This is a genomic window from Kitasatospora sp. NPDC004799, from assembly GCF_040609095.1.
Classification (GTDB): Bacteria; Actinomycetota; Actinomycetes; order Streptomycetales; family Streptomycetaceae; genus Kitasatospora.
Genome location: NZ_JBEXJK010000024.1, coordinates 23,148 through 40,906, shown reverse-complemented (window position 1 = coordinate 40,906; position 17,759 = coordinate 23,148). Strand labels below are relative to the sequence as shown.

Here is a 17,759-nt window from a genome sequence, read left to right as displayed (position 1 = left end):
GACCGAGCAGGCCCAGCAGGGCGGCTACGAGGACGACGAGTTCGGCGAGGGCCGCCGGGGCCGGCGCGGGCGCTACCGCGACCGCCGCGGCCGCCGCGGGCGCGACGGCTTCGAGGCCGGCACCGTCGAGCCGCAGATCGGCGAGGACGACGTCCTGATCCCGGTCGCGGGCATCCTCGACATCCTCGACAACTACGCGTTCGTGCGCACCTCCGGCTACCTGCCGGGCCAGAACGACGTCTACGTCTCGCTCGCCCAGGTCCGCAAGAACGGCCTGCGCAAGGGTGACGCCATCACCGGTGCGGTGCGCCAGCCGCGCGAGGGCGAGCGCCGCGAGAAGTTCAACGCCATGGTGCGGCTGGACTCCGTCAACGGCATGGACCCGGAGAGCGGCCGCGGCCGCCCCGAGTTCAACAAGCTCACCCCGCTGTACCCGCAGGAGCGGCTGCGCCTGGAGACCGACCCGGGCGTGCTGACCACCCGGATCATCGACCTGGTGTCGCCGATCGGCAAGGGCCAGCGCGGTCTGATCGTCGCGCCGCCGAAGACCGGCAAGACCATGGTGCTCCAGGCGGTCGCCAACGCGATCACCCACAACAACCCCGAGTGCCACCTGATGGTCGTCCTGGTCGACGAGCGTCCGGAAGAGGTCACCGACATGCAGCGGTCGGTGAAGGGCGAGGTCATCTCCTCGACCTTCGACCGCCCGGCCGAGGACCACACCACCGTCGCCGAGCTGGCCATCGAGCGCGCCAAGCGCCTGGTGGAGCTGGGCCACGACGTGGTCATCCTGCTGGACTCGATCACCCGCCTCGGCCGCGCCTACAACCTGGCCGCGCCGGCCTCCGGCCGCATCCTGTCCGGTGGTGTCGACTCGACCGCGCTGTACCCGCCGAAGAAGTTCTTCGGTGCCGCGCGCAACATCGAGAACGGCGGCTCGCTGACCATCCTGGCCACCGCGCTGGTCGAGACCGGCTCGCGCATGGACGAGGTGATCTTCGAGGAGTTCAAGGGCACCGGCAACATGGAGCTCAAGCTCGACCGGAAGCTCTCGGACAAGCGCATCTTCCCGGCCGTCGACGTGGACGCCTCCAGCACCCGCAAGGAGGAGATCCTGCTCGGCAACGAGGAGTTGGCCATCGTCTGGAAGCTGCGCCGGGTGCTGCACGCGCTCGACTCGCAGCAGGCGATCGAGCTGCTCCTGGACAAGATGAAGCAGACCAAGAGCAACGCCGAGTTCCTGATGCAGATCGCCAAGACCACCCCCGGCTCCGGCGACTGACCGTAGCCGGACGGCTGTCGAAGCACGGAACCCCGGATCGCGCGAGCGGTCCGGGGTTCCGTGCGTCCGGGCCCGTTCTGTTTCGGATCCGGGACAACTTGAGGGCGTTTGGAGCACCTTGTCCGATTTACTCTGGACCGTATGGCCGAACACAAGAGGGTCCTGAGCCGCCGCCGCAGACTCCTGCGGACGGCCGCCTGCGCGTTCGCCGCGCTCGTCGTCCTCGGCGCCGGTGCGGCCCTGTTCGCCTACTTCAGGTTCAACGGCAACATCAGGAGCGTCGACATCGACGCCCGGCTCGGCGACGCCCGGCCGCCGGCCGCCACCGACGGCTCCTTCAACATCCTGGTGCTCGGCTCCGACTCGCGGACCGGCGACAACGGCTCGATGGCCGGCGGGGACACCGGCGACACCGCCCGCTCGGACACCGCGATGGTGGTGCACATCACCCAGGACCACTCCCGCGCCCAGATCGTCTCGATCCCGCGCGACACCCTGGTCACCCGCCCCGACTGCGTCGACGCGAAGGGCCGGCAGGTCCCCGGCGCCAAGCGCGCGATGTACAACAGCGCCTTCGAGAGCGGCGGCGCGGCCTGCGCGGTCAGGACCACCGAGCAGCTCACCGGGCTGCGGATGGACCACTACCTGCAGATCGACTTCGCCGGCTTCGCCCGGGTCGTGGACGCGATAGGCGGGGCCACCGTGACCACCACGGTGGCCATCCACGACAAGGACAGCGGGCTCGACCTGCCGCCCGGCGAGCACCACCTGGACGGGCAGCAGGCGCTGGCCTTCGTGCGCACCCGGCACGGCGTCGGCGACGGCAGCGACCTCGGCCGGATCGAGCTCCAGAAGCAGATGGTGCGGTCGCTGCTGAAGCAGGTCGGGGGGACCGGGCTGCTCACCAACCCGGTCAAGCTCTGGTCGATCGGCGACACCGTGACCAGGAGCATCACCACGGACTCGGCGCTCGGCTCGGTGAACTCGCTGGTGGGGCTCGCCCAGGAGCTCAAGGGGATCGGCCCGGACCAGCTGAGCATGGTCACCCTGCCGGTGGAGACGGCCCCCAGCGACCCGAACCGGGTGGTCCCGCGGCAGCCGCAGGCCGGGCAGGTCTGGGCGGCGCTCAAGGCCGACCGGCCGTTCCCGTCGGAGGTCGTCTCCGCGCAGCCGGAGAACCCCGCCCAGACGGCCCCCGCGGCCGTTCCGTCGACCTCCGCGCGGACCGCGGGGAAGCCGACCGGGAAGGCCGCTCCCGCGCGCTGAGGGGGCCCGGAATATCCCGGAACGCGACCCGGTTTGGGAAGATGCGGCCGGTCCTGGCAGACTGGTCCGTCGGTCCCGGTTCACGTGCGGTGCTCCAGCCGCCGACCCGGTGCCCTCCCGAAACCTAGGAGACCCCCTTGAAGTCCAACGTTCACCCCGAGTACGTGGTCACCCGCGTGACCTGCACCTGTGGCGCGGAGTTCGTGACCCGCTCGACCGAGACCAGCGGCGAGATCCGCGCCGAGGTCTGCTCGCAGTGCCACCCGTTCTACACCGGCAAGCAGAAGATCCTCGACACCGGTGGCCGCGTGGCCCGCTTCGAGGCCCGCTTCGGCAAGCAGCACAGCGCGAAGGCCTAGCGCTCCCTCGGCGCCGGTTCCCGGTGCCCCCGTACTCGTTGTCGGGGGCGCTGGGGGCCGGCGCCGTTCGCGTCCCCCGCGCTCTCCCCACCCCCCACACGTTTCCGAGTCCCCGGGAAGAAGGCCACCCCCATGTTCGAGGCAGTCGAAGAGCTCCTCGTCGAGCACGCCGACCTCGAGACGAGGCTGGCCGACCCGTCCGTCCACGCCGACCAGGCCAACGCGCGCAAGCTGGCCAAGCGGTACGCCGAGCTGACCCCGATCACCCGGGTCTACCGGCAGTGGCGGCAGGCCGGCGAGGACATCGAGGCCGCGCGTGAACTCGCGGCCGAGGACCCGGAGTTCATCGCCGAGGTGAAGGACTCCGAGGCGCGCCGGGACGAGCTCACCGAGGAGCTGCGACTGCTCCTGGTGCCGCGCGACCCGAGCGACGACAAGGACGTCATCCTGGAGATCAAGGCGGGCGAGGGCGGCGAGGAGTCCGCGCTGTTCGCCGGCGACCTGCTCCGGATGTACCTGCGCTACGCGGAGCGGGTGGGCTGGAAGACCGAGATCATCGACTCCAACGAGTCCGACCTCGGCGGCTACAAGGACGTCTCGGTGGCCGTGAAGACCAAGGGCAGCACCGAGCCCGGCCAGGGCGTCTGGGCCCGGCTGAAGTACGAGGGCGGCGTGCACCGCGTGCAGCGCGTCCCCGCGACCGAGTCGCAGGGCCGCATCCACACCTCCGCGGCGGGCGTGCTGGTCACCCCGGAGGCGGAGGAGGTCGAGGTCGAGATCCTCGCCAACGACCTGCGGATCGACGTCTACCGCTCCTCCGGCCCCGGCGGCCAGTCGGTCAACACCACCGACTCCGCGGTCCGGATCACCCACCTGCCGACCGGTATCGTGGCGTCCTGCCAGAACGAGAAGAGCCAGCTCCAGAACAAGGAGCAGGCGATGCGCATCCTGCGGTCGCGGCTGCTGGCCGCCGCGCAGGAGGAGGCCGAGCGGGAGGCCTCGGACGCGCGCCGCAGCCAGGTCCGTACGGTCGACCGCTCCGAGCGGATCCGCACGTACAACTACCCCGAGAACCGCATCTCGGACCACCGCACCGGATTCAAGGCGTACAACCTGGACCAGGTCCTGGACGGCGAACTGAACGCGGTGATCCAGTCCTGCGTGGACAAGGACGCGGCGGCCAAGCTCGCCGCGGCCGCCCAAGAGAACTGAGACCGGCGCGCCCCAGCCCGCGTTTCGCCCGAAGCCGGAGCGCAGAAACAAGAGGTCGTACGGATGAACCTGCTGCTCGCCGAGGTGGCCCAGGCCACCCAGCGGTTGGCCGCGGCCGGCGTGCCGTCGCCGCGCTTCGACGCGGAGGAGCTCGCCGCCTACGTCCACAACGTCAAGCGCAGCCAGCTGCACACGGTGAAGGACGCCGACTTCGACGCCCGGTACTGGGAGGCGGTCTCCCGCCGCGAGGCGCGCGAGCCGCTCCAGCACATCACCGGCCGGGCGTTCTTCCGCTACCTCGAACTGGAGGTCGGCCCCGGGGTGTTCGTGCCCCGGCCGGAGACCGAGACGGTCGTCGAGTGGGCGATAGACGCGGTCCGCGACATGGACGTGGCCGAGCCGCTGGTGGTGGACCTGTGCTCGGGCTCCGGCGCGATCGCCCTCGCCCTGGCCCAGGAGCTGCCGCGCTCGACCGTGCACGCCTTCGAGCTGGACGAGGGCGCGCTGGAGTACACCCGGCGCAACATCGAGGCCAGCCCCGACCGCGCCCGGGTCACCCTGCACGCCGGTGACGCCACCAAGGCCTTCGAGGACGACCGCTCCTGGGACGGCCGCTTCGACCTGGTCATCTCCAACCCGCCGTACATCCCGCTCACCGAGTGGGAGTACGTCGCGCCGGAGGCCCGCGACCACGACCCGCAGATGTCGCTGTTCTCCGGCGAGGACGGCCTGGACACCATCCGCGGCATCGAGCGGGTCGCGGCCCGGCTGCTGCGCCCGGGCGGCGCGGTGGTGATCGAGCACGCCGACCAGCAGGGCGGCCAGGTGCCGTGGATCTTCAACGAGGAACACGGCTGGACGGACACCGCCGACCACCGCGACCTGAACAACCGGCCGCGCTTCACGACGGCGCGCAAGGCCGCGCTGTGACCGCAGTGAGGGCCGTAGTGACCGCCATGAGCCACTCCGGAAGGGGACCGCACCGATGAGCCGCCGCTACGACTGTGCCGATGCCGGGGACCGCGCCACCGGTCTGCGCGAGGCCGCCTCGGCCGTCCGCCGCGGCGAACTCGTCGTGCTGCCCACCGACACCCTGTACGGGGTCGGTGCGGACGCCTTCTCCCCGGAGGCCGTCGGCGAGCTGATGGCCGCCCGCGGCCGCGGCCGCAACACGCCCTCGCCGGTCCTGGTCGGCTCGCCGACCACCCTGCACGGCCTGGTCACCGACTTCTCCGAGCAGGCCTGGGAGCTGGTCGACGCCTTCTGGCCCGGCGGGCTCACCCTGGTCGCCCGGCACCAGCCCTCGCTGCGCTGGGACCTCGGCGACACCCGCGGCACCGTCGCGGTCCGGATGCCGCTGCACCCGGTCGCCATCGAGCTGCTGAACGCCACCGGCCCGCTGGCCGTCTCCAGCGCCAACCGGATCGGCGGGTCCTCCCCGCTGACCTGCGACGAGGCGCAGTCCCAGCTCGGCGACGCGATCTCGGTCTACCTGGACGGCGGGGCGGCCGAGGACTCCGCCACCTCGTCGATCGTCGACGTCACCGGCAAGGTCCCGGTCCTGCTGCGGGCCGGTGCGATCAGCGTCGAGCAGCTGAGGGAGGTCGTCCCCGACCTGGAGGCCGGCAGTTGACGCCCACCGCCTCGCTCCACGCCGGGCCGGGCATAGCGCCGTACCTGAGCGTGGGCCCCAGGCCGCTGGACCACTTCCGGATCCTGTTCGTCTGCACCGGGAACATCTGCCGCTCGCCGATCGCCGAGCGGCTGACCCGGCGTGAGCTGGACACCCGGCTGAGCCCCCGGGTGGCCGGGCGGATCCTGGTCGAGAGCGCCGGCACCTGGGGCCACGAGGGCGCGCCGATGGAGGACCACGCCGCCACCGTGCTCGACGAGTACGGCGCCGACAGCGGCGGCTTCACCGGCCGCGAGCTGCTGGACGAGCACGTGGTCGAGGCCGACCTGGTGCTCACCGCGACGCTGGACCACCGCGCCCAGGTGATCTCGATGGGCCACGAGGCGGGGCTGCGCACCTTCACGCTGAAGGAGTTCACCCGCCTGGTGCGGACGATAGACCCGGGCACCCTGCCGGACCCCCGGCGCGGCGCCGACGTCACCGAGCGGGCCCGCGCGCTGGTCCGGGCGGCCGCCGCGCTGCGCGGCTGGCTGCTGGCCGCCACCCCGGAGTCGGACGAGCTGGACGACCCGTACGGGGCGCCGATCGGCATGTTCCGCAACTGCGGCGAGGAGATATTCCACGCGGTCGACCCGGTGGTCACCGCGCTCACCGGCGTCCCCGCCCCGCGCTGACCCGCGCCCCGCGCTGACCGCGCGAGCCCGCTCCGTCGCGCTGACCGCGCGAGCGAGCCGACGGCCCGCGCCGGTGCCGAAAGGGAGAAGGGCCGAGCCGCCGACGAAGGAGGTGGCGCAGTGCCCGCCGGCCGTCGGCGCCGGGTCCGGAGCGGCCCGGAGGCGAGCCGAGCGCAAGGAAGGGGCGCCGCGCCGGACGGCGGCTCGGCGGGCCGGGCACGGGCAGCGGTCCTACGCTGGGTGGCACAGTCCCCGCAGCGCCCGGGAGCCCCGCCATGACCGTCACCGATGCCGCGACCGGCCCCACCGCGACCACCGGGCGCCCCTGGGCGTCCGAGGTGCTGCACCGGGCCGATCCGCAGCTGGCCGACCTCCTCGCCGCAGAGGCCGAGCGGCGCGCCGAAACGATCCAGCTGCTGGCGGGGGAGAACCTGACCACCCGCGCCGTCCTGGCGGCCCTCACCGGCCCGCTGATCGACAAGTACGCCGAGGGGTACCCGGGCCGCCGGCACCACACCGGCTGCGCGCTGGCGGACGCTGCCGAGCTGCTGGCGATCGACCGGGCGCGTGAGCTGTTCGCCGCCCCGCACGCCAACGTCCAGCCCCGGTCGGCGACTTCGGCGATGCTGGCGGCCTACGCGGCGCTGCTGCGGCCCGGCGACGGGGTGCTGGCGATGTCGCTGGAGCACGGCGGCCACCTCAGCTGCGGCTCGCGCGCCAACTTCTCCGGCCGCTGGTTCGCCTTCACCGGCTACGGCGTGCGCGAGTCCGACGGGCTGATCGACCTCGACCAGGTCCGCGACCTGGCCCGGCAGCACCGCCCGAAGGCCATCGTGGCGGGCTCGATCTCGTACCCCCGGCACCCGGACTGGGCGGCGTTCCGGGAGATCGCCGACGAGGTGGACGCCTATCTGATCGCCTCCGCCGCGCAGACCACCGGGCTGATCGCGGCCGGGGTGGCGCCCTCCCCGGTGCCGTACGCGGACGTCACCGTGGCGGCCACCCACAAGCTGCTGCGCGGTCCGCGCGGCGGGCTGCTGCTGTGCACCGCGGAGCTGGCCGAGCGGATCGACCGGGCGGTGTTCCCGTTCAGCCAGGGCGGCGCGGCGATGAACGAGGTGGCCGGCAAGGCGGTGGCCCTCGCGGAGGCCTCCGCGCCCGGCTACCGGGCGTACGCGCGGGCGACGGTGTCCGGGGCGCGGGCGCTCGCCGCGGGCCTCGCGGAGGCCGGCCTGCGCCCGCTGACGGGCGGTACCGACACCCACCTGGTGACCGCCGACGTGAGCCCGCTCGGGGTGACCGGCGCGGAGGCCGAGCGGCGCTGCGCGGCGGCCGGGCTGCTGCTCGGCAAGTGCGCGCTGCCGTACGACCCGGCGCCGGCCGCCGAGGCCTCCGGCATCCGGCTGGGCACGGGCACGGTGACCAGTCAGGGGATGGCGGAGCCGGAGCTGGCCGAGATCGCCGGGCTGATCGCCCGGGTGCTCGCCGGGGGCGCGGTCGCCCCGGCCGCGGCGCGGGTCCGGGAGCTGGCGCTGGCCTTCGCCGACCGGGTCTGACGGCGGCCGTCCGCGGGTATCCGGATCTCCTACCCGGGAGGGCGAACCGCGATGCACGGTCCCGGCGTCCGACTCAATAAGGTGTGTGCCGTGGCGACGCACCTCGAACCCCGGGAAGGCAGGGGAGTACCTTCGGTACCTCCCCGTTCGACAGTGATGCAGGAGGCCAGTGGTGCGTGAGTATCTGCTGGTGCTGTTCTGCACGGCCGCCGTCACCTACCTGCTGACCGGCCCGGTCCGGAAGTTCGCCATCGCGGCCGGGGCCATGCCGCCGGTGCGCGCCCGCGACGTCCACCGCGAGCCCACTCCGCGGCTCGGCGGCATCGCGATGTTCGGCGGACTCTGCGCGGGCATCCTGGTCGCCTCGCAGCTCGACAACCTGAGCAAGGCGTTCTCCCAGGGCACCGACATCCGCGCGCTGCTGTCCGGCGCCGGGATCATGTTCCTGCTCGGGGTGCTCGACGACAAGTGGGGCGTGGACGCGCTGGTGAAGCTCGGCGGCCAGATGATCGCCGCCGGTGTGATGGTCTGGCAGGGCGTCACGGTGATCAGCCTCCCGGTGCCCGGCGTCGGCCCGGTCGCGGTGAGCCCCACCCAGGGCATGGTGATCTCGGTCGTCCTGGTCGTCGTCATGGTCAACGCGGTGAACTTCATCGACGGCCTGGACGGCCTGGCCGGCGGCATGGTCTGCATCGCCGCGATGGCCTTCTTCCTGTACAGCTACCGGCTCTGGTACGGCTACACGGTCTCCGACGCGGCTCCCGCCGTGCTGTTCAGCGTGCTGCTGATCGGCATGTGCCTGGGCTTCCTGGCGCACAACATGCACCCCGCGCGGATCTTCATGGGCGACTCCGGCTCGATGATGCTGGGCCTGATGCTGGCCGTCGCCGCGATCTCCATCACCGGCCGGGTCGACCCGGACCTGATCAGCAACGAGGCCGGTTCGCAGACCGCCGCCGTGCACGCCCTGGTGCCGATCTACATCCCGCTGCTGCTGCCGCTGACGGTCATCGCGCTGCCGCTGGCCGACCTGCTGCTCGCGGTGGTCCGCCGCACCTGGGCCGGCCAGTCCCCGTTCGCCGCGGACAAGCGCCACCTGCACCACCGACTGCTCCAGGTCGGCCACTCGCACAGCCGCGCCGTACTGATCATGTACTTCTGGGCCGCGCTGATCGCCTTCGGCTCGGTGGCCTTCTCGGTGACCAACACCGGCCGCACCGTCGTCCTGACGCTCGCCGGGCTCTGCCTGGTCGGCCTGGTGGTGCTGCTCGTCCCGCGGTTCCGGCCGCGCGCCCCGCGGGCGGTGCAGGCCTTCGTCCCCCCGCGCTACCGCCGGAAGCAGATCGGTCCGATGGCCGAACTGTCGGCGAAGGACAAGCAACTCCTCGGTGAAGCCGGACGCGACTCCGGCGTGGACCCCGCCGCGGTCGGCTCGCACCACAAGGCCACCGGCCGTCACTGACAAGGGAGTTGAGGGACCATCGGATCGCGTTCACCCGAACGGCGGAACTGTTGCGCCATCGGTGTGACAGGTGCCACACATTCATGGTAAAGCTCTCATCAAATAGTTTGTGATACCGTTCACGAGTACCGAGAACACGCCGAAAGACCTGACAGGTGGATGACTTCCGTCCCTGTCGGTCTCCCTCCCCGGGCCCGCCGTTCCGATGGGCGGCCCGCGGCGATGCCTCGGTCCGGTGTCACCCGCCACCCGTTGTGCCCGTCCCCCCGCCACATCGACATGCCGCCGGAGCTGCCGACATGCCGTCCACCGACGCCCGGATCCTCCGAGGCGCCGCGATTCCCACTGCGGTCGCCGGGATCATCGCCATGGCGATCTCCTTCGCCGTCGCCGGTGGGAAGGGGCTGCTCGGCGCCCTGTTCGGCGCACTGCTGGTGATGGCCTTCTTCAGCTTCGGCCAGGTCGCGCTCGACCGGCTGACCAGGTCGAACCCGCAGATCATGATGGCCGCGGCGCTCCTCGTCTACACCACGCAGATCCTGCTGGTCGGCATCGTGCTGGCGGTCTTCAAGGACACCGAGCTCTTCAACCGGCAGGCGTTCGCCTTCACCCTGCTCGGCTGCGCCCTGATCTGGACGGGCTTCCAGGTGCGCGGCGCGCTCAAGGCCAAGACCTTCTACGTCGACCCCGACGCCTCCGAAAAGAAGGGCGACGAGCCCTCCGACAAGGGGCGTCAACAGTGACGAGGCCCGACTGTCCTCCCAACGAGGGGGGCGGTGTTTATGCCGCGCTGACGGGCTGCTATCGTCCGTCGCAACAACGGAGTACGGGAAGAGGCCAGGTCTGTCCGGACAGCGGACGGATCGCCCCCCTGATCCGCGCAGTCTTCGATGATCCCGCTGTGGTGCAGTGCACCGGCGCGCGGGGTCGGCGAGAAACCCATCAAGTTCCAGTGCCGCTCCGTGGCCCCAGGCCACGCCGACACACCGAGGTTGCCGTATCCATGCGTCACGACGAAGGAGTCCGTGGTGAGTGCTGAACTCACGTCCTCGCTCGCCTCAGGCAGTTGCCACTTCGGGGACGCTGGCTGCGGCTTCCCGGCCCCGGGCCTGAACGAGTTCCAGTTCAAGCCGATCTTCTCGATCGGCAGCGTCGAGTTCAACAAGCCGATGCTGCTGTCGATCATCGTCGCGCTCCTGGTCGTCGTGTTCTTCTGGGCCGCCTTCGCCAAGCCGCGTCTGGTCCCCGGCAAGCTCCAGCTGGTCGGTGAGATCGGGTACGACTTCGTCAAGCGCTCCATCGTGCTCGAGACGATCGGCAAGAAGGGCGAGAAGTACGTCCCGATGCTGGTCTCGATGTTCTTCTTCATCTGGTTGATGAACATCATGTCGATCATCCCGTTCGCACAGTTCCCCGTGACGGCGGCGATCGCGTTCCCGGCCGGCCTCGCGGCGGTCGTGTGGATCACCTACATGACGCTGACCTTTAAGAAGCACGGCTTCGTCGGCGGTCTGAAGAACCTCTGCTGGCCGTCGGGCATCCCCGGCTGGGTCATGTTCATCCTGGTGCCGATCGAGTTCTTCTCGAACATCTTCGTGCGCCCCTTCACGCTCGCGGTCCGAGCCTTCGCGAACATGTTCGCCGGCCACCTGCTGATCGTGATGTTCTCCATCGCCTCCTGGTACCTGCTCAGCCCGTCCCTGGGCGCGCTGTACGGCTCGGCCTCGTTCATCGTGGCCGTCGGCCTGACCGCCTTCGAGCTGCTGGTCCAGTTCCTGCAGGCCTACATCTTCGTGATGCTGGCCAGCAGCTACATCGCCGGTGCCCTGGAAGAGGCGCACTGAGCCCCGGGGCCACGGCCCCGCCGAGAACCACCTCCCGGATCGCCCGGTGGCCAATCACCACCGGTTCACCACCCTGCAAAGGACAACGTCAATGAGCATCCTCGCTGAGGGCACTGTCTACGGTTCCGTCGCCTCCCTGGGCTACGGCCTCGCCGCCATCGGCCCCGGCATCGGCGTCGGTCTGATCTTCGGTAACGGTGTCCAGGCCATGGCCCGCCAGCCCGAGGCTGCCGGTCTCATCCGTTCCAACATGTTCATCGGCTTCGCGCTGACCGAGGCGCTCGCCCTCATCGGCATCGTCATGCCGTTCGTCTTCGGCAACAAGTAATCCCGCCGTAGACCCTTTCTGAGGAAGGTCCAGATATGAGCATGGCGATCGTCCAGCTCGCGGCCGAGGAGAAGATGAACCCTCTCCTCCCCGCGTGGCCCGAGATCATCATCGGCCTGCTCTGCTTCTTCATCGTCTTCGGTCTGCTCGGCAAGAAGCTCCTCCCCAGCATCGAGAAGGTGCTGTCGGAGCGCCGGGACGCGATCGAGGGCGGGATGGAGCGCGCCGAGGCCGCCCAGGCGGAGGCCCAGGCCCTGCTTGAGCAGTACCGCGCCGAGCTCGCCGAGGCGCGCCACGAGGCTGCCCGCATCGTCGAGCAGGCTCGCGAGCAGGGTGCCGCCCAGCTCGCCGAGATGCGCGAGGAGGGCCAGCGCCAGCGCGAGGCCATCGTCGCCGCCGGTCACGCCCAGATCGAGGCGGACAAGAAGCAGGCCACCGCGGCCCTGCGTCAGGACGTGGGCTCGCTGGCCACCCAGCTGGCGTCCCGCATCGTGGGCGAGTCCCTCGAGGACCACGCCCGGCAGAGCGGCGTCATCGACCGCTTCCTGGACGAGCTGGAGGCCAAGGCCGCCGTTGCTCAGGGTGCGGCCAAGTGATCGGCGCCAGCCGCGAGGCGCTCGCCGCCGGTCGGCAGAACCTGGAGAGCCTGACCGACTCCACCTCGGTGGACGCGGCCGCGCTGGCCGAGGAGCTCACCGCCGTCACGGCCGTGCTGGACCGTGAGGTCTCGCTGCGCCGCGTCCTGACCGACCCGTCGCGGTCGGGCCAGGACAAGGCCCAGCTGGTCAGCTCGCTGCTGACCGGCCAGGTCTCCGGCGAGGCCGTCGACCTGGTCTCCGGTCTGGTCCGCTCCCGCTGGTCGGGTTCGCGCGACCTGGTGGACGCGACCGAGGAGCTCGCCGCGTACGCCGAGATCATCGCCGCGGACAGGGCCGGCGCCCTGGACGACGTCGAGGACGAGCTCTTCCGCTTCGGCCGGGTGGTGAGCGGCTCGCACGAGCTGCGCGCCGCGCTGACCGAGCCGAAGGCCGGTGCCGTCGCGAAGACCGCGCTGATCAAGAAGCTGCTCGGCGGCCGCGCCAACGCCGGCACCGTCCGGCTGGTCACCGCCCTCGTCAACGTGCCGCGTGGCCGTAGCCTGGAGCAGGGCCTCGAGTCCTACTCGAAGCTCGCCGCCGCGCGTCGCGGCCGCGTGGTGGCCCTGGTCACCACCGCGGTGCCGCTGTCGGACACCCAGAAGGAGCGCCTGTCCGGTGCTCTGGGCCGGATGTACGGCCGCCAGGTCCACCTGAACATCGACGTCGACCCCGAGGTCGTCGGCGGCGTCCGGGTGCAGATCGGCGACGAGATCATCAACGGCACCGTGTCGAGCCGCCTCGAGGGCGCTCGCCAGTCGCTCGAAGGCTGAGCACCGAAGCAGCACATCCGACCCTCGGTCGGGAAACCGGCTCCCCAAGGAGCCGGCACATCGTACGGCCGGTTCGGAAGACCCGGCCGAGAGTCGAATACTTGCGGCCCTCAATGGCGGGCCGAGGATCGCAAACTAGGAGAGCAGGGAAGCCTGATGGCGGAGCTTACGATCCGTCCGGAGGAGATCCGGGACGCGCTGGCCGACTTTGTCCAGTCGTACCAGCCGGACGCCGCTTCTGTGGAAGAGGTCGGCACGGTCACTGACGCGGCGGACGGCATCGCGCATGTCGAGGGCCTGCCCTCGGTCATGGCGAACGAGCTGCTGAAGTTCGAGGACGGCACGCTCGGCCTCGCGCTGAACCTCGACACCCGTGAGATCGGTGTCGTCGTCCTCGGTGAGTTCGGCGGCATCGAAGAGGGCCAGACCGTGCGCCGCACCGGCGAGGTCCTCTCGGTCCCGGTCGGCGACGGCTACCTCGGCCGCGTCGTGGACCCGCTGGGCAACCCGATCGACGGCCTGGGCGAGATCGCCGCCACCGGTCGCCGCGCCCTGGAGCTGCAGGCCCCCGGCGTCATGGCCCGCAAGTCGGTCAAGCAGCCGCTGCAGACCGGCATCAAGGCCATCGACGCGATGACCCCGATCGGCCGTGGCCAGCGCCAGCTGATCATCGGCGACCGCCAGACCGGCAAGACCGCGGTGGCCGTCGACACGATCATCAACCAGCGTGACAACTGGCGCTCGGGCGACCCGGAGAAGCAGGTCCGCTGCATCTACGTCGCCGTGGGCCAGAAGGGCTCCACCATCGCGTCCGTCCGCGGCGCCCTGGAGGAGGCCGGCGCGCTGGAGTACACCACCATCGTGGCCGCTCCCGCCTCCGACCCGGCCGGCTTCAAGTACCTCGCCCCGTACACCGGCTCGGCCATCGGCCAGGAGTGGATGTACGACGGCAAGCACGTCCTGATCATCTTCGACGACCTGTCGAAGCAGGCCGAGGCCTACCGCTCCGTCTCCCTGCTGCTGCGCCGCCCGCCGGGCCGCGAGGCCTACCCGGGTGACGTCTTCTACCTGCACTCCCGCCTGCTGGAGCGCTGCGCCAAGCTGAACGACGCCCTCGGCGGCGGCTCGATGACCGGTCTGCCGATCATCGAGACCAAGGCCAACGACGTCTCGGCGTACATCCCGACCAACGTCATCTCCATCACCGACGGCCAGTGCTTCCTGGAGTCCGACCTGTTCAACGCCGGCATCCGCCCGGCCGTGAACGTCGGTATCTCGGTTTCCCGCGTCGGTGGCTCCGCCCAGATCAAGGCCATGCGCTCGGTCGCCGGCCGCCTGCGTCTGGACCTCGCCCAGTACCGCGAGCTGGAGGCCTTCGCCGCCTTCGGTTCCGACCTGGACGCGGCCTCCAAGGCCCAGCTGGAGCGCGGTGCGCGCATGGTCGAGCTGCTGAAGCAGGGCCAGTACCAGCCGTTCCCGGTCGAGGAGCAGGTCGTCTCCATCTGGGCCGGCACCACCGGCAAGATGGACGACGTCCCGGTCGCCGAGATCCGCCGCTTCGAGCGCGAGTTCCTGGACCACGTCCGCCTGCAGCACAAGGACCTGCTCGCCGGCATCGTCGAGACCGGCCTGCTGGCCGACGGCACCGTCGACGCCCTGACGAAGGCCATCGAGTCCTTCAAGGCGGGTTACCAGACCGCTGACGGCAAGCTGCTCTCCGAGCAGGCCTGAGTCCGGTAGCGAGGGAAAGGACGTAACGACCCATGGGAGCACAGCTTCGGGTCTACAAGCGCCGGATCCGCTCTGTCACCGCGACGAAGAAGATCACCAAGGCGATGGAGATGATCTCCGCGTCGCGCATCGTCAAGGCGCAGCGCGCGGTGGCCGCCTCCACTCCGTACGCCGACGAGCTCACCCGCGCGGTGACGGCGGTGGCCACCCGGTCCAACGCCAAGCACCCGCTCACCACCGAGAACCCGGACGCCAAGCGCGCCGCCGTCCTGCTGATCACGGCGGACCGCGGCCTGGCGGGCGGCTACTCGACCAACGCCATCAAGGCCGCCCAGACGCTCACCGAGCGCCTGAAGGCCGAGGGCAAGGACGTGGTGACGTACATCATCGGCCGCAAGGGCGTCTCGTACTACACGTTCCGCGGTCTGACGATCGCGGACTCGTGGACGGGGTTCTCGGACAAGCCGACGTACGGTGACGCGAAGACGGTGGCGGCCGACCTGATCGAGGCCTTCACGGCCGAGACCGGCGGTGTGGACGAGCTCCACCTGATCTCGACCGAGTTCGTGTCCATGCTGACGCAGAACGCGGTCGAGGCCCGGCTGCTGCCGCTGAAGCTGGACGAGGTCCAGCTCAGCGACCAGTCGCCGGCCAAGGCGGAGATCTTCCCGCTGTACGACTTCGAGCCGTCGGCGGAGGGCGTCCTGGACGCGCTGCTGCCGCGGTACGTCGAGAGCCGGATCTACAACGCGCTGCTGCAGTCGGCCGCTTCCGAGCACGCCGCCCGCCGCCGCGCGATGAAGAGCGCGACGGACAACGCCGGCGAGCTCATCAAGTCGCTCACGCGGCTTGCCAACTCGGCCCGTCAGGCCGAGATCACCCAGGAAATCAGCGAGATCGTCGGTGGCGCCAACGCGCTCGCTGACGCGAGCCGCGGGAGCGAATGAGTATGACCACCACTGTTGAGCCGACCACGGCGACGGGCCGCGTCGCGCGGGTCATCGGCCCGGTCGTCGACGTGGAGTTCCCCGTCGACGCGATCCCGGACATGTACAACGCCCTGCACGTCGAGGTGGACAACCCCGACGGCACGGGCAAGAAGACCCTGACCCTCGAGGTCGCCCAGCACCTCGGCGACGGCATGGTCCGCGGCATCTCGATGCAGCCGACCGACGGCCTGGTCCGTGGTTCGCAGGTCACCGACACCGGTGCCGCGATCTCCGTCCCGGTCGGCCAGATCACCAAGGGCAAGGTGTTCAACGCCCTCGGCGACGTGCTGAACGTGGACCAGGCGGAGTTCGACAAGCAGGTCGAGGTCCGCTGGCCGATCCACCGCAAGGCCCCCGAGTTCAAGGACCTCGAGTCCAAGACCGAGATGTTCGAGACCGGCATCAAGGTCATCGACCTGCTCACCCCGTACGTCCAGGGTGGCAAGATCGGTCTGTTCGGTGGTGCTGGTGTCGGCAAGACCGTTCTGATCCAGGAGATGATCTACCGCGTCGCCGAGAACTTCGGTGGTGTGTCGGTGTTCGCCGGTGTCGGCGAGCGCACCCGTGAGGGCAACGACCTCATCGACGAGATGGTCGACTCGGGCGTTCTGGACAAGACCGCGCTGGTCTTCGGCCAGATGGACGAGCCGCCGGGCACCCGTCTGCGCGTCGCGCTGTCCGCGCTGACCATGGCGGAGTACTTCCGTGACGTCGAGAAGCAGGACGTGCTCCTCTTCATCGACAACATCTTCCGGTTCACCCAGGCCGGTTCCGAGGTGTCGACCCTGCTCGGCCGCATGCCCTCCGCGGTGGGCTACCAGCCGAACCTGGCCGACGAGATGGGCCTCCTGCAGGAGCGCATCACCTCGACCCGCGGTCACTCGATCACCTCGATGCAGGCGATCTACGTCCCCGCGGACGACCTGACCGACCCGGCGCCGGCCACCACCTTCGCCCACCTGGACGCGACCACCGTTCTGTCGCGCCCGATCTCGGAGAAGGGCATCTACCCGGCCGTCGACCCGCTGGACTCCACGTCCCGCATCCTCGACCCGCGGTACATCGCGCAGACCCACTACGACACGGCCGTCCGTATCAAGGGGATCCTGCAGAAGTACAAGGACCTCCAGGACATCATCGCGATCCTCGGTATCGACGAGCTGTCCGAAGAGGACAAGATCACGGTGCACCGCGCCCGTCGCATCGAGCGCTTCCTCTCGCAGAACACCTACGTGGCGAAGCAGTTCACCGGTGTCGAGGGTTCGACCGTGCCGCTGTCGGAGACCATCGAGGCCTTCAACGCGATCGCGGACGGCAAGTACGACTCCGTCCCGGAGCAGGCCTTCTTCATGTGCGGTGGCATCGAGGACCTCGAGAAGAACGCCGCCGAGCTGGCGAAGAAGTAATCGCGGCCGGTAGCAGCTGTGCGTGACCGTGAGGGGTGGCCCCCGAGCCTGGGGACCACCCCTCACGTCGCATCGGCTGTGATTCCGGTCAAATCCGTGCCGCCGGTTTCATGCCGGGGGCGCGGGGCCGTTATTCTTACCGAAACTCCCGAGTAATCGGGCGTTGCATGAGCCTAGGAGCCCACGTTGGCTGAGCTGCACGTCGAGCTGGTCGCAGCCGACCGCAAGGTGTGGTCCGGTGCGGCCACCATCGTCGTCGCCCGTACGGCCTCCGGTGACACCGGCATCATGCCGGGCCACACCCCGGTGCTGAGCGTGCTGGAGACCGGTCCCGTCACCATCCGCACGGTGGACGGCGGCACCGTGGTCGCCGCGGTGCACGGCGGCTTCATCTCCTTCGCCGACAACAAGCTGTCTCTGCTCGCGGAGATCGCCGAGCTGGCGGACGAGATCGACGTCGCGCGTGCCGAGCGCGCGCTGGAGAAGGCCAAGTCGGACCTGGACGCGCACGCCGAGCGCCGCGCCGAGGTCCGTCTGTTCGCGGCGCGCGGCCTCAAGGCCCACGCCTGAGTGCGCCGGACCCCGGCTTAGCGGGGTCGACCGACGGTC

18 protein-coding genes are annotated in these 17,759 nt (G+C 70.4%); all 18 read left to right on the top strand.

The features are described from left to right. The coding region (gene rho, locus ABZW03_RS05825) for a transcription termination factor Rho (RefSeq protein ID WP_355252775.1) at window positions 1-1,282 on the top strand (1,282 nt) is incomplete at its 5' end. 141 nt (window positions 1,283-1,423) lie between these two features. Next, a complete protein-coding gene (locus tag ABZW03_RS05820) occupies window positions 1,424-2,548 on the top strand; it encodes an LCP family protein (RefSeq protein WP_355252772.1) in 1,125 nt (374 codons plus the stop codon). Between the two features lie 137 nt (window positions 2,549-2,685). Then, complete coding sequence (gene rpmE, locus ABZW03_RS05815) at window positions 2,686-2,907, top strand: 50S ribosomal protein L31 (protein WP_329927982.1); 222 nt, start codon at window positions 2,686-2,688, stop codon at window positions 2,905-2,907. A 132-nt stretch (window positions 2,908-3,039) separates the two neighbouring features. Next, window positions 3,040-4,119 (top strand): peptide chain release factor 1, encoded by a 1,080-nt coding sequence (prfA, locus tag ABZW03_RS05810; RefSeq protein WP_355252768.1) that lies wholly within the window; start codon window positions 3,040-3,042, stop codon window positions 4,117-4,119. 63 nt (window positions 4,120-4,182) lie between these two features. After that, window positions 4,183-5,049 (top strand): peptide chain release factor N(5)-glutamine methyltransferase, encoded by an 867-nt coding sequence (gene prmC, locus ABZW03_RS05805; protein ID WP_355252765.1) that lies wholly within the window; start codon window positions 4,183-4,185, stop codon window positions 5,047-5,049. A 55-nt stretch (window positions 5,050-5,104) separates the two neighbouring features. Then, on the top strand, window positions 5,105-5,752 hold the full coding sequence (locus tag ABZW03_RS05800) for an L-threonylcarbamoyladenylate synthase (RefSeq protein WP_355252762.1): 648 nt from the start codon (window positions 5,105-5,107) through the stop codon (window positions 5,750-5,752). Between the two features lie 32 nt (window positions 5,753-5,784). Then, entirely contained in the window at window positions 5,785-6,426 is a 642-nt protein-coding gene (locus ABZW03_RS05795) for a protein-tyrosine-phosphatase (RefSeq protein WP_355252781.1), read from the top strand. A 275-nt stretch (window positions 6,427-6,701) separates the two neighbouring features. Then, window positions 6,702-7,982, top strand: a complete 1,281-nt coding sequence (locus ABZW03_RS05790; RefSeq protein ID WP_355252759.1) for a serine hydroxymethyltransferase — start codon at window positions 6,702-6,704, stop codon at window positions 7,980-7,982. Window positions 7,983-8,154: 172 nt separating this feature from the next. Beyond that, window positions 8,155-9,444: an MraY family glycosyltransferase gene (locus ABZW03_RS05785; protein ID WP_355252756.1), complete on the top strand. Its 1,290-nt coding sequence runs from the start codon at window positions 8,155-8,157 to the stop codon at window positions 9,442-9,444. A 299-nt stretch (window positions 9,445-9,743) separates the two neighbouring features. Then, window positions 9,744-10,187, top strand: coding sequence for a hypothetical protein (locus ABZW03_RS05780; protein ID WP_355252754.1), 444 nt, complete (start codon window positions 9,744-9,746; stop codon window positions 10,185-10,187). 285 nt (window positions 10,188-10,472) lie between these two features. Continuing rightward, complete coding sequence (atpB, locus tag ABZW03_RS05775; protein ID WP_355252751.1) at window positions 10,473-11,288, top strand: F0F1 ATP synthase subunit A; 816 nt, start codon at window positions 10,473-10,475, stop codon at window positions 11,286-11,288. Between the two features lie 91 nt (window positions 11,289-11,379). Further along, window positions 11,380-11,616: an ATP synthase F0 subunit C gene (gene atpE, locus ABZW03_RS05770; protein WP_031074289.1), complete on the top strand. Its 237-nt coding sequence runs from the start codon at window positions 11,380-11,382 to the stop codon at window positions 11,614-11,616. Between the two features lie 35 nt (window positions 11,617-11,651). Further along, complete coding sequence (locus ABZW03_RS05765) at window positions 11,652-12,212, top strand: F0F1 ATP synthase subunit B (protein ID WP_355252747.1); 561 nt, start codon at window positions 11,652-11,654, stop codon at window positions 12,210-12,212. After that, a complete protein-coding gene (locus tag ABZW03_RS05760) occupies window positions 12,209-13,024 on the top strand; it encodes a F0F1 ATP synthase subunit delta (protein WP_355252744.1) in 816 nt (271 codons plus the stop codon). Before ABZW03_RS05765 ends, ABZW03_RS05760 begins: the two co-directional genes overlap by 4 nt. 156 nt (window positions 13,025-13,180) lie before the next feature. Further along, window positions 13,181-14,755, top strand: a complete 1,575-nt coding sequence (gene atpA, locus ABZW03_RS05755; protein ID WP_355252741.1) for a F0F1 ATP synthase subunit alpha — start codon at window positions 13,181-13,183, stop codon at window positions 14,753-14,755. A 32-nt stretch (window positions 14,756-14,787) separates the two neighbouring features. Next, window positions 14,788-15,702 carry a F0F1 ATP synthase subunit gamma gene (locus ABZW03_RS05750; RefSeq protein ID WP_355252738.1) on the top strand — a complete coding sequence of 305 codons (915 nt, stop codon included), beginning with the start codon at window positions 14,788-14,790 and terminating at the stop codon, window positions 15,700-15,702. Window positions 15,703-15,704: 2 nt separating this feature from the next. Then, window positions 15,705-17,150: a F0F1 ATP synthase subunit beta gene (gene atpD / locus ABZW03_RS05745; RefSeq protein ID WP_355252735.1), complete on the top strand. Its 1,446-nt coding sequence runs from the start codon at window positions 15,705-15,707 to the stop codon at window positions 17,148-17,150. A gap of 186 nt (window positions 17,151-17,336) precedes the next feature. Next, window positions 17,337-17,720 (top strand): F0F1 ATP synthase subunit epsilon, encoded by a 384-nt coding sequence (locus tag ABZW03_RS05740; protein WP_355252732.1) that lies wholly within the window; start codon window positions 17,337-17,339, stop codon window positions 17,718-17,720. Window positions 17,721-17,759: the final 39 nt, after the last annotated feature.

Excerpts from the sequence above, each read along its gene's own strand:
- ABZW03_RS05820 (WP_355252772.1), top strand. The coding sequence starts at position 1,424 with ATGGCCGAACACAAGAGGGTCCTGAGCCGCCGCCGCAGACTCCTGCGG.
- prfA (WP_355252768.1), top strand. The coding sequence starts at position 3,040 with ATGTTCGAGGCAGTCGAAGAGCTCCTCGTCGAGCACGCCGACCTCGAG.
- prmC (WP_355252765.1), top strand. The coding sequence starts at position 4,183 with ATGAACCTGCTGCTCGCCGAGGTGGCCCAGGCCACCCAGCGGTTGGCC.
- ABZW03_RS05800 (WP_355252762.1), top strand. The coding sequence starts at position 5,105 with ATGAGCCGCCGCTACGACTGTGCCGATGCCGGGGACCGCGCCACCGGT.
- ABZW03_RS05790 (WP_355252759.1), top strand. The coding sequence starts at position 6,702 with ATGACCGTCACCGATGCCGCGACCGGCCCCACCGCGACCACCGGGCGC.
- ABZW03_RS05780 (WP_355252754.1), top strand. The coding sequence starts at position 9,744 with ATGCCGTCCACCGACGCCCGGATCCTCCGAGGCGCCGCGATTCCCACT.
- atpE (WP_031074289.1), top strand. The coding sequence starts at position 11,380 with ATGAGCATCCTCGCTGAGGGCACTGTCTACGGTTCCGTCGCCTCCCTG.
- ABZW03_RS05765 (WP_355252747.1), top strand. The coding sequence starts at position 11,652 with ATGAGCATGGCGATCGTCCAGCTCGCGGCCGAGGAGAAGATGAACCCT.
- atpA (WP_355252741.1), top strand. The coding sequence starts at position 13,181 with ATGGCGGAGCTTACGATCCGTCCGGAGGAGATCCGGGACGCGCTGGCC.
- ABZW03_RS05750 (WP_355252738.1), top strand. The coding sequence starts at position 14,788 with ATGGGAGCACAGCTTCGGGTCTACAAGCGCCGGATCCGCTCTGTCACC.
- atpD (WP_355252735.1), top strand. The coding sequence starts at position 15,705 with ATGACCACCACTGTTGAGCCGACCACGGCGACGGGCCGCGTCGCGCGG.